Source organism: Zunongwangia mangrovi, assembly GCF_900112105.1.
In the GTDB taxonomy this organism is placed as follows: Bacteria; Bacteroidota; Bacteroidia; order Flavobacteriales; family Flavobacteriaceae; genus Zunongwangia; species Zunongwangia mangrovi.
Window position 1 is genome coordinate 449,739 of record NZ_FOKV01000003.1, and the last position, 11,289, is coordinate 461,027.

General features: G+C 35.9%; 10 protein-coding genes. 5 read left to right on the forward strand and 5 right to left on the reverse strand.

Annotated elements, in window-relative coordinates; translation table 11 throughout:
* The first annotated feature begins 22 nt into the window (after positions 1-22).
* The 4 genes from BM201_RS10270 (at position 23) to BM201_RS10285 (ending at position 3,532) form a co-directional block, all read left to right on the forward strand.
* Entirely contained in the window at positions 23-589 is a 567-nt protein-coding gene (locus tag BM201_RS10270; protein WP_092542262.1) for a response regulator, read from the forward strand.
* Complete coding sequence (locus tag BM201_RS10275) at positions 570-1,136, forward strand: biliverdin-producing heme oxygenase (RefSeq protein ID WP_245758618.1); 567 nt, start codon at positions 570-572, stop codon at positions 1,134-1,136. The genes BM201_RS10270 and BM201_RS10275 overlap by 20 nt, the downstream gene beginning before the upstream one ends.
* Before the next feature lie 69 nt (positions 1,137-1,205).
* A complete protein-coding gene (gene ggt, locus BM201_RS10280; protein WP_092542264.1) occupies positions 1,206-2,927 on the forward strand; it encodes a gamma-glutamyltransferase in 1,722 nt (573 codons plus the stop codon).
* Between the two features lie 86 nt (positions 2,928-3,013).
* Positions 3,014-3,532 (forward strand): hypothetical protein, encoded by a 519-nt coding sequence (locus BM201_RS10285; protein ID WP_092542265.1) that lies wholly within the window; start codon positions 3,014-3,016, stop codon positions 3,530-3,532.
* A 539-nt stretch (positions 3,533-4,071) separates the two neighbouring features.
* Here the strand turns inward: BM201_RS10285 and BM201_RS10290 are convergent.
* Together BM201_RS10290 and BM201_RS10295 are read right to left on the reverse strand one after the other, a co-directional pair.
* The gene (locus tag BM201_RS10290; protein WP_092542267.1) at positions 4,072-4,644 is read right to left on the reverse strand and encodes a pseudouridine synthase; all 573 of its coding nucleotides are present in this window, start codon (positions 4,642-4,644) and stop codon (positions 4,072-4,074) included.
* Between the two features lie 247 nt (positions 4,645-4,891).
* Entirely contained in the window at positions 4,892-7,039 is a 2,148-nt protein-coding gene (locus BM201_RS10295) for a M3 family metallopeptidase (protein ID WP_092542269.1), read from the reverse strand.
* Positions 7,040-7,218: 179 nt separating this feature from the next.
* Between BM201_RS10295 and BM201_RS10300 the strand changes: the two genes are divergently transcribed.
* Positions 7,219-7,875 (forward strand): porin family protein, encoded by a 657-nt coding sequence (locus tag BM201_RS10300; RefSeq protein WP_092542271.1) that lies wholly within the window; start codon positions 7,219-7,221, stop codon positions 7,873-7,875.
* A gap of 3 nt (positions 7,876-7,878) precedes the next feature.
* Here the strand turns inward: BM201_RS10300 and BM201_RS10305 are convergent, their stop codons facing one another.
* The 3 genes from BM201_RS10305 to BM201_RS10315 form a co-directional block, all read right to left on the reverse strand.
* Positions 7,879-8,820, reverse strand: coding sequence for a cation diffusion facilitator family transporter (locus BM201_RS10305; RefSeq protein WP_092542273.1), 942 nt, complete (start codon positions 8,818-8,820; stop codon positions 7,879-7,881).
* 170 nt (positions 8,821-8,990) lie between these two features.
* Entirely contained in the window at positions 8,991-9,848 is an 858-nt protein-coding gene (locus BM201_RS10310; protein WP_092542275.1) for an NAD(P)-dependent oxidoreductase, read from the reverse strand.
* Between the two features lie 10 nt (positions 9,849-9,858).
* Complete coding sequence (locus tag BM201_RS10315) at positions 9,859-10,800, reverse strand: formate/nitrite transporter family protein (protein WP_092542277.1); 942 nt, start codon at positions 10,798-10,800, stop codon at positions 9,859-9,861.
* Between the last annotated feature and the right edge of the window lie 489 nt (positions 10,801-11,289).

Genomic DNA, 11,289 nt, shown 5'->3' on the forward strand with positions numbered 1-11,289 from the left:
GCCACCAAACCAAACTAACTAGATGATAAAGACTGCACTTAAGATATTGCTGGTAGAGGATTATGACGTCGATGCCGATCTTATCACTATGCAAATTCAGAAAATCGTAGAGAATCCTGAAGTAAAGATTGTAGATAATGTAGAAGATTGTAAGGATAAATTACACAATTTCGTGCCAGATGTTGTGTTATCCGATTATAATCTGCCAACTTGTACTGGTCTGGATATTCTTCAAGTTGTAAAGCAATTTGATGATAACTTGCCATTTATATTCGTTACCGGGACAATAGATGATGACGAACTTGCGGCAAATACAATTTTATCTGGAGCCTCTGGATTTATTCTGAAAAAGCACATGAATACTCTTGGTGAAAAATTGAAACCATTACTTAAAAAAGTGGTGTTCAATATGCTGGAGAAAGAAGAGCTTCGCGAAAAAATACGTCGAAATAAGATTGCGGTAAATCAAATCTATCAATATCTAGACGATATTAATGCTGAAAATGAAGAGCAACGAATAAGTCTTAATAAAATTCGTGCGAATATAGAAAGCATAACATTAGAGAAGAATGATGCTGCAGACGCTTAGAGAACAAACAGCTACACTACATAAAGAAATCGAAAAAGATAATACTGCGGGTTTAATCATGGATCACAGTATTACTCTTGAAGAATATAAATTGCTATTGCTTCAAAACTATTTGGCTTATAAAATAGTTGAAGACGAAATTAAGCAATTTGAGCCTGAATTTTCTACAGATAAAAGTGAAAGACTAGCTGAGGATCTCAATGCACTAAATATCGATTTTTCTTCGCCTTTAGTACAGTTCGAGAATCAATTTCATTGTAAGGATAAGATTGAAGCTTTGGGAGCTGCGTATGTTTTAGAAGGTTCTGCAATGGGCGGAATGCTTATCGCGAAAGAACTTCAAAATTGTACAAAATTAGCTTCAATTTCTACACATCATTTCTTTAACGGAGATCGTAAAAATGTGCAGGGTTGGAAGGAGTTTATGAAAAGAGTGAATGCCAGGGAGTTTTCAGAAGAAGAAATTCAGAAAGCAACACTTAAAGCTCAGGAAACCTTTAGATTTTTTGGAAAGATCTTTGAGTATCAGCCACAATTTTCAGCTTAAATAGAATAATTTCTTTCAAATAATATACAATTTGACTAGGTTTAGGTTTTCGATTATATTCCTAAACCTATGAAAAAAATCTATACCCCACTATTTCTTATTATTGTATGTTTTGCGCCATTATTTTCAACTTTCGCGCAAAGCGGTCGTATTCCTGTTTCTTCAGAAAAAGGGATCGTTACCAGTAGTCATAAACTCGCTTCCCAGGCGGGAGCGCAGATTCTTAGTGATGGCGGTAATGCCGTTGATGCTTCCATTGCAACCGCGTTTGCACTTGCGGTAACTTTACCTTCTGCCGGAAATATTGGTGGTGGTGGATTTTTGGTGTATCGTGGTGAAGACGGTACAGAAACTACTTTCAATTTTAGGGAAAAAGCACCTTTAGCAGCTACAGAAACCATGTATCTTGGGGAAGATGGCAAAGTAAAAGACAATTCCAATCATGACGGATTGTTAGCGGTTGGCGTTCCGGGAACGGTTGCTGGACTTTATAAAGTACATCAAAAATTTGGAAAATTAGATTGGAAAGATCTTTTAAAACCTGCATTGAAATTAGCAAAAAAGGGATATCCGGTAAGTGAAGATATGCAGTGGTTTTTTAAGTGGGTTAAGGAACACAAAGATGATTACGCAAGTACTGCAGAGATATTTTTGAAAGAGGATGGGAGTCTTTATAAGAATGGCGAAATTCTGGTTCAGAAGGATTTATATAAGACCTTAAAACGAATTCAAAAGCATGGACCAGATGGGTTTTATAAAGGCAAAACAGCCGAATTGTTGGCCGATTTTATGGCAAAGAATGGCGGAATTATTACTGAAGAAGATCTTGCTAAATATGAAGCTGAAGAAATGAAGCCCATCAAAGGAACTTATCGTGGTTACGATATTATTGGAATGCCACCACCAAGTTCTGGCGGAGTTGCGGTAGTAGAAATGCTGAATATCCTTGAGGGCTACGATATGGCTGAATTTGGACAAAATTCGGCTACTTCTTTACATTTAATTACTGAAGCGATGCGCCGCGCTTTTGCAGATCGTGCGATGTATTTAGGAGATACCAACTTTAATCCTAATATGCCTTTAGAAGAACTGACTTCTAAAAATTATGCTGAAAAACTTCGAAAATCGATTTTGATGGATGGAGCTTCAGAGAGTGATTCGGCTAATTTTAATAAAGCGCATTTAAAATATGAGAGTAAAGAAACCACACATTTATCTGTTGTAGATAAAGAAGGCAATGCGGTTTCGCTTACTTATACTTTAGAGCAAAGTTACGGTTCTAAGTATGTGGTAGAAGGAGCAGGATTTTTACTGAATAACGAAATGGGAGATTTTAATCCAATTCCGGGCTACACAAATTCAAGAGGTTTAATTGGTACAGATCCAAATTTGATCGCTCCTGAAAAAAGAATGCTTTCCAGTATGAGTCCGGTGATTGTCGCAAAAGACGGAAAAACCGTACTAGCAATTGGCAGCCCGGGTGGTAGGACGATCATTAACACCGTGCTTCAGGTTATTTTGAATACCATAGATTACGATCTGGATATTGCCAAAGCGATAGAGTCGCCAAGAATTCATCATCAATGGTTGCCTGATATTACTTATTTTGAAGAATGGGGATTTTCTCCAGATACTAAAAGAATTTACGAAGAAATGGGACATAAAACCGGCACAAGAAGCAGCCAGGGTAGAGCGATGGGAATTTTTATCGATCCTGAAACCGGAATGCGTTATGGCGCGGCAGATTCCAGAAGTTATAGCGGTGGAGCAGTAGCAGAAATGGAAGATTAAGTTTATTGAAAGCTAATCTTATTTGATAATGTGAGTAATTAACGCAACCATTTTTAAATTGATGCATCTACTAAGAAACAAACTCAATGAAAAAATTTTTATTTTCTTTTGTTCTAGTGTTATCCATTTTGTCATGTTCAACAGATGATCGCACCTTAACTGCAGATGCTCAAAAAGTTGATAAAGTTATTTTTGGAGGAATATATGGAATGTGTGGAGGAGACTGCAGGGATCTATATATGATAAATGAAAATGGCTTATATAAAGATGCAGATAGTGAAGCGGATGAATATGGAGAATGGTCAAATACGACATTTAATGAAAAATTAAATTCTGAAATGTTTAATAATACTTCGGACTTATTGGATATACCTTCCGAAATTTTAGAAGAGGGTTTAACTCAGGAAGACTTAGTTCAATCCTGGGCAGATCTTGATTACTACATCTACGTTGAAAAGGATGGGAAATCAGAAGAATTCATTTTAGATCACATTCATAAAAATGCCAGCCCTGCTGCAAAGGCTTATTTTAAAAAATTCCTTGAAAGCTATAAAGAATTAGGTGGATATATGATAGATACAACAAACATCGAGAAATATTATTGATGTGTATAACTAATCCTATCTTACGATAAATAATTCGACGAATTTTGAAAATAGCATAGTGTAAATCAAAACAATACTAAACCAACAAACTTACGTTTCTTACTTCTCCCAACTAGCAAAGATCAAAACCAAAGGTGTGCATAATTCATGGCGGATGGATGAATATCATTAATCTTAATGATGAAGGTAGAATAAGTGAATATCTGGGATTAGGAGTTTTTACACTATCTATACTTGTAAATATTATCTTGTTTTTTCTGGTTTATAATATTTCAGTCAAGTATAAATTAGATTGGAAATTTAATTTATGGACAACTTTAATTATAATGGTTATTAGTTCAATCTTGATATTGTCAGACCAAATCCTTCATATTCGAATTCTCTAAAATTGAAAAATATGCACAACAGCATTTAATCGCAATTAGTAGGAAACTTTTAGATGTATAAATATTCGTTTCAAAAAGGCAAGCAATAAATGAATGTTCTGAAGCTTAGATATAGAAATAATTCAGTATAAATAAAACTCAATATTAGTAATTTTAGCTATCAAATTTTTGAAGTTCGATTACTTCACCGCTATCCATATCGTTTAATTTTTCATTTCCAATGCGTACGCGAACCAAACGAAGTGTTGGGAAACCAACAGCCGCCGTCATTTTTTTTACCTGACGGAATTTCCCTTCAGTAAGTGTGATCGATACCCAACTTGTTGGGCCGTGGCGCTCGTCCCTAATCTTTTTTGCCCGTTCAGGGAAAACAGGTCGGTTTTCTAATTTAAAAGCTTTACAGGGCAGCGTTTGATATTTTGAGCCGTTAATACTTATCTCTACGCCATTTTTTAATAGCGCTACAGCTTCTTCAGTAATATCACCGTCAACCTGAGCATAGTATTCTTTTTCTACGCCAGTTCCGGTAATTCTGGCGCTTTCTTTTCCATCTGTGGTTAAAAATAAAAGTCCTTCAGAATCCTGATCTAATCGTCCTACGGCCATAGTTTCTTCAGGGAAATCACCCAGTTCTCCCAATAATTTTTTCTTTTTTCGTGGAATCTCATTTGTGATAAACTGACTCAGATAACCGTAAGGTTTGTAGATTTTAAAGTAGCGATGCATAGAAAAAATTGTTCAGCAAAAATAGAAAAATAAGAATAATGGAATAAAAGCTTTTCATTGGCACCGCCAAAGGGAATGATACCCCAAGACTGGCCTCGAAATTAAAGATTATTTCCAACAAATGCCTTGTGGGCTTGCCTCTAGGTTTTTAACTAAACAAAAAAGCCATTCTGTTTAAAGAATGGCTTTCATTATACTTTTAAAATCACCGAAAATTATTGCTAAGATTCAACAAAATTAAGACCGATTATTTTTTCGGAACAGGGAATCCGCGATCGCGCATTAACGCATCGATATTCGCATTTCTGCCTCTAAATTTTTTGTAAGCTTCAGCAGGATCCATTGCATTTCTTGGTGCAAACAAGAATTTAACTAGTTTGTGCGCAGTTTCTTTATCGTAAAAACCACCTGGCGCTTCAGCAAAAGCTTCCGCAGCATCAGCGGTTAATACATCTGCCCATAAATAACCGTAATAACCTGCAGCATAACCTTCACTAGAGAAAACGTGGCCAAATTGAGTAGACCTGTGACGCATAGGGATTTGCTCTGGTAAACCAAGCTCATCCAGTTGTTGTTTTTCAAATTCCTGAACATCATTAATTTCTGAAGGATCTGTAGTATGATATTTCATGTCCATTAAAGCCGAAGCTAAAAATTCGGTTGTTCCAAATCCCTGATTAAAAGTAGCCGCTTTTTTGATCTTTTCCACTAATTCTTCTGGCATTGGTTCACCTGTTTCGTAATGACGTAAGAATTGATCGATCACGGCATCTGTAGATAACCAGCGCTCTAATAATTGGGATTGGAATTCAGTATAATCTCTAACACCGCTATTGAGTTTTGGATATTCTATATCTGCAGAAAGGAAATGCAGCGCATGCCCAAATTCATGGAAAAAAGTTTCAGCATCATCCCAGCTTACTAGTGTTGGTTCTCCTTTTGCAGGTTTTACGAAATTTGAATTATTAGAAGCCAATACCGGTTTGCTTCCCGTTAATTCATCTTTGCTTCTATAAGTCGTTGCCCAGGCACCAGAACGTTTCCCAGGACGAGCATAAGGATCTAAATACCAAAGGCCAATTACTTCTCCGCTTGTTTTATCGTTAACTTCGTAAACAGTCACATCTGGATGAAATACCGGAACATAACTAGTATCTACAGGCGTAAAATCGAAATTAAAAAGTTCGCCTGCAACGTAGAATATCGCCTTTTTAAGATTGCTTAATTGTAGATATTGTTTTACTTCTTCGCTATCCAGATCGTATTTTTCTTTTCGAACTTTTTCCATGTAGTAGCGATAATCCCAGGCTTGGATTTCAATGTCTTTGCCTTCTTTATCGGCAAGTTGCTGCATGTCTTTAATTTCTTCTTCTACACGACCTAAGGCAGCAGGCCACACCGCTTCCATCAATTCCATCGCCTGTTTAGGCTCTTTTGCCATACGATCTTGCAAACGCCATTGTGCATAGTTGTCATAACCCAAAAGCGCTACACGCTCGTCACGAAGCTTTAAAATTTCCTTGATTACCTGATTATTATCAAACTCATCTCCGTTATTTCCACGAGAATAATAGGTTCTCCATACTTTTTCTCGAAGCTCACGTTCATCTGAATAAGTCAAAAAAGGATCCATCGAAGACCTGGTATTCGTAATCGCAAATTCTCCTTTGTGATCTCTTTCTTCAGCAGCGCTGGCGGCAGATTTTATAAAACTTTCCGGTAGTCCGCTTAATTGAGTACTATCAATATAAGTCACATAGCCTTCTTCATCGGCCAAAACGTTATTAGAGAATTGCGTATATAATTCAGATAATTCTTTATTAATTTCAGCATAACGTTTTTTGTCTTCTTCGGAAAGATTAGCGCCACCCATTTCAAAATCCTTGTAGATAAGATCGATGGTTCTTTGTTCAGCCGAGTCTAGCGGAGTTTCCTGAGATTGCTCGTAAACCGATTTGATTCTTTGAAAAAGCTTCTCGTTCTGTGAAATCTTAGAACTGTATTCAGATATTTTTGGGGATAGTTCTCTCTGAATTTCTCTAAATTCTGGAGAAGAAAGGTTGCTGCTAAAAATTCCGTAGTACGTAAACGCACGATCTAGTGCTTCACCAGATTTTTCGAAAGGGATAATCGTATTTTCGAAAGTGGCAGCTTCAGGATTGTTAGCGATACTGTCTATTTCTTCAAGGTGTTGCTGCATCCCTTCTAAAATTGCGGGTTTCAGCATTTCAACTTTCATTTTATCAAAAGCCGGTACTCCCTGGTAAGGGCCAGTCCATTCAGCAATAATAACATTGTTTTCCATAACATCATCTTTATTTTGGGAGTCGTTTTTACAGGCCGCAAACAATACGATCGCTGCCATTCCCAAATGTTTTGTAAACTTTCTTTTCATGCGTTTTGAGAGTGTTGAGGTTTTAAGGCCTGAATATACAAAGACTGTAAATTCTGAAGAATGAACTGATAAAAAAGCTTGAAAAATTTATCGATTCTGAATGTAAAATAATTCTATATTTATCGCCGATTTCAGCAAATTATTATTAATAAAAAAGTTAATCACATAAATCAATCAAAATGAATATCAGGAATTTATTTTTTATCGTTTTATTTTTTTCAGTATTTAAAATTACTGCCCAAGATCACCAGTTTGGAGTAAAAGCAGGTGGGAATTTAGCGAAATTTACCGACGCATCTGGTAACGATTATCGTTTTAGAAATCGAGGAGATTTTAAATTTAAGCCAGGATTTTATGCGGGAGCGTTCTATGCATTTAGGTCTGGAAATTACCAATTTCAGCCAGAGGTTTTATTTGGATTACAGGGAAGTAAAGTGGTAAAAGATGATTTAAGTGTTCCTGCTTTCGACTATTATGGCAATCCCATTTCATCTTCAACTTACGAGTATAAATATAGCATTCACGAGTTAAGCATTTTAGTGCCCTTAATGTCTCGGTTTTATGTAACAAACGGACTGTTTTTTGAAGCAGGACCACAGTTTGCTTTTATTGTAGATCGCAATTTACAATCTGATTACCAGGTGATCGAAGGCGAGAGTGATAATTTTATTATGCGCGACGGAGATTCTTTTGATGCCGGATTAAATCTGGGTGTGGCACATCATATAAACAAGACGATATTAGTGAATTTTCGCACTTATTTTGGAGCAATAAAAAGAGAGAATGAGATTAGAGGTATCGTTTTAAATTTAGGCGTAGAATATCGAATTTGGTAAATTTTAATGAGAATGTTTATGATGATCATGACTATGGTCTTCATCATGCTCATACTCTTCGCTGGTAAGCAGTTCACAGCTTTCATTATCTAATTCGGTTTCGATGGTGTAATGATCAAAATGATATGCTTTTAAAACCTCTTTTATCTGTTTTTTTACCTCGAGTAATTCGTTAAATTCAGTAATATTCTTCAGTTTTATATGGGAGGTGAAAACGTGATGCTCTCCTTCCAAAGACCAGATATGCATATGGTGTAACGAGTCGATATTGTTGATTTTTAGGATGTCTTTTTTAATTTTTTCGGGCTTAATTTCTTTAGGAACTCCCTGTAGAAAAATGTAAAGTGTCTCCTTAAGCCTAAGTATTACATTGTAAAGAATATACAGCGTAATTAACAGCGATAGGGCAGGATCTAAATATTGATTATCTGTAAAATTTAGTACGATTGCAACGATTAATACCGCTACCCAACCTAAAACATCTTCAAGTAAATGCCAGGAAACCGCTTTTTCATTGAGACTGGTGCCGCCACTTAGTTTCCAGGCGGCAAAACCGTTAACTAAAACACCTACAATGGCAAACACGATCATTCCTTGTGCATCTGAAGGTTGTGGATCAAAAAGTCTTTCAATAGCTTCAGAAATAACGTAAACAGATCCAGCAATCAACACAATGCTATTGATTAAAGCTCCCAGTAACGAAAATCGCTTATAGCCAAAGCTGTATTTTTCGTCTGCTCCTTTTTTAGACTTTTTATCCAGATACCAGGCTGTTCCCAAAGAAAGGCTATCGCCAAGGTCGTGAACCGCATCAGACATGATGGCGATACTGTTTACGTAAATTCCGCCGAAAAATTCTAAAATTGTAAATCCTAAGTTTAGGAAAAACGCGAGCTTCAGGTTTTTACCCGATTGATTATGGTGGTGATGGTGGTGGTGTGACATGGTGTAAAAGTACACCGGGACTTATGCAATCCCAGTGCAAATCTAATCGGTAACCGAGATTAATTATTTTTGTTTCGCTCCTGTAGCTAGCAGAATCGAGATAAGAACTAAATAATATCAGTTTTCAATTAATACCTCAACATTCTTCTTTAGGTAATTATTTTAAGAATTTAAGATAGTTTCTTAATAATAGCAATTACGTCCTCAGCACCAAGTTCAGCTTCAGCATTACTAAATGTCTGGTAGGCTGCATTTCCAACAGGTTGATTAAATCCGCTGTTTTGCGCCAGGCGTAGATCTTTGGTAAGATGTTCTAAAGTGAAGGCTGCATTATAATTTTCGTTTATGGCCGCCTCTCCCTTAATTTTACCAAAAGTACTTCCTAAAGCGCTATTATTAAGAATTTCCATAAGGTCTTCAGTTTTCACATTTTTCTTACGTGAAAATTTAATGATCTCTGCCAATCCCAAAGTTAAAATCCCTAAATACGTATTTACAGCTAGTTTAGCCGAATTTCCCACACCGTTCTTACCAACCAAAATAGCTTTTTTGGAATAGGCTTCTAGAACTGGTTTCACCCTTTCGAATATAGATTGCTCGCCACCAACAATACTTACCAGTGTTACATCTTCAGCTTGTTTTACGCTTCCCGATACTGGTGCGTCGAGATAATTACTGCTTTTTTCAATTAATTCTTTGGAAAGTGATACGCTTAATTCTGGCGAGATCGTACTGGCATTTATAAAGATCTTATTTTTTACTTCCGCAGAAAAAATTCCGTTTTCCTGATTGAAGATTTCACTTACAGCATCATCATTAGAAACCATGATGAAGATAATATCTGTTTTTTCTACCAGTTCTTTAGCGGTCTTTGCAGATGTAGCTCCTTCGGATTGTAAAGCTTTTATTTTTTCCTGAGAGCGATTATAAACTCTTAAAGGATATCCTGCTTTTAAAATTTGTTTAGACATGGGATTCCCCATTTTTCCTAAACCTATCCAGCCTATTTTAAATTTTTCTGAAGTCATTTTAGATCAACTAATAATTTCTACGTTCCATATCAATATTGTAAACAAAAGCCCTGTATTTTAAAAGTGCTACAAATACTCCGCCTCCAATAGAGTTACCAAGCAAAGCAAAACTTTGGAATTTTACATAGTCGTATAATTCGATTTTTGTTGAAGCAATCATACCGGCAAAGACTTCTACGCTACCAATTATACTGTGGTGTAATCCTGTAAACGCCATAGTTGCAGTTATGATATAGATCACAAAGATCCTACTCATCGTATCTCTAGAGGAAGTAATTAACCAAGAAAGAAGTCCCATAAGCCAGCCTGCTAAAATTGCACTAATAAAGATCACGATTCCGTTATAATCGGTTACGTGCTCTGCAATTTTTTCGATCGCTGTATGTTCAAAAATATTGAGTTTTGGGCCTATCCATATTAAAATAAAAGCCATGATATAGCCGCCCAAAAGATTTCCTGCAATTACAAGCCCCCAGATTTTGAGTAAGCTACGCACACTTCTTTTGTTATTTAAAACTGGAAGGGTTAGGAGTGAGGTTTGTTCTGTAAACAAAATAGACTGTCCTAAAATTACCAAGATAAACCCAACAGGATAAACAAAAGCCATTATCTTAAAGAGACTTTCTTCTGGAAAGCTATCGCTAAAAAAAGAAAATACGGTACACAAAAGAAGGTAGCTAAAACCAATTTCTAATCCGGCAGTGATGGAACTCAATAAAATACTACGTGGATTACGATCGTAGGTTTCCTGGCCTTCGATGATCTGTTGTTTTAAAATTTCACCATGAGATTTGGTGCTATCGCCAGAAACCGAGGTTGAATCTTTTAGTTCTTTATCGATACTTTCCTGCTTTTTCTGCTCTTCTTTTTCTTCCTGTTCTTTTTTCTCTTGCTTCTCCTGGTTCTTCTTTTTCTGTTCCAGATCTTTTTCTTCTTCTTCTTTTTTCATTTTTTAATTTTAGCGCTAAGTTATTTTCAAACTGAATTGGCCGCTTTTAAAACTAAATTAAGCCATTCTTCCTATAAATGGCAGTGACTGGTGAGACTTAAGGATATATTTAACACCTTAATATAAAGAAACTATAATTAAAGTTTGAAGAATATAATTTTTCGAAGCATTTCATTGGCAACAACACCCAGGGATATAACCCCGAGACTTGCCATGCGGATGTTTACTTCAAATATTTGTTTTAGAGTAGTATTAATTCCTACAATTTCAAATTTATATTCTTATTCTATGTAAATAAAATCTTACTTTTTTATTGAGGCAATTCATAAAAATCTAAAGTAAAATGAATTCGACTGTTTTTGTATTAATACTATTTTCTGGCGCTTAAGCTAGTCATACTTTTCGGTTTAAAGAAAAGCTGAGCAACTTCAATTTAACGTTATACTATATTTTAAGCTGAAAATTAATATTTTGCAATGCTGATCGATT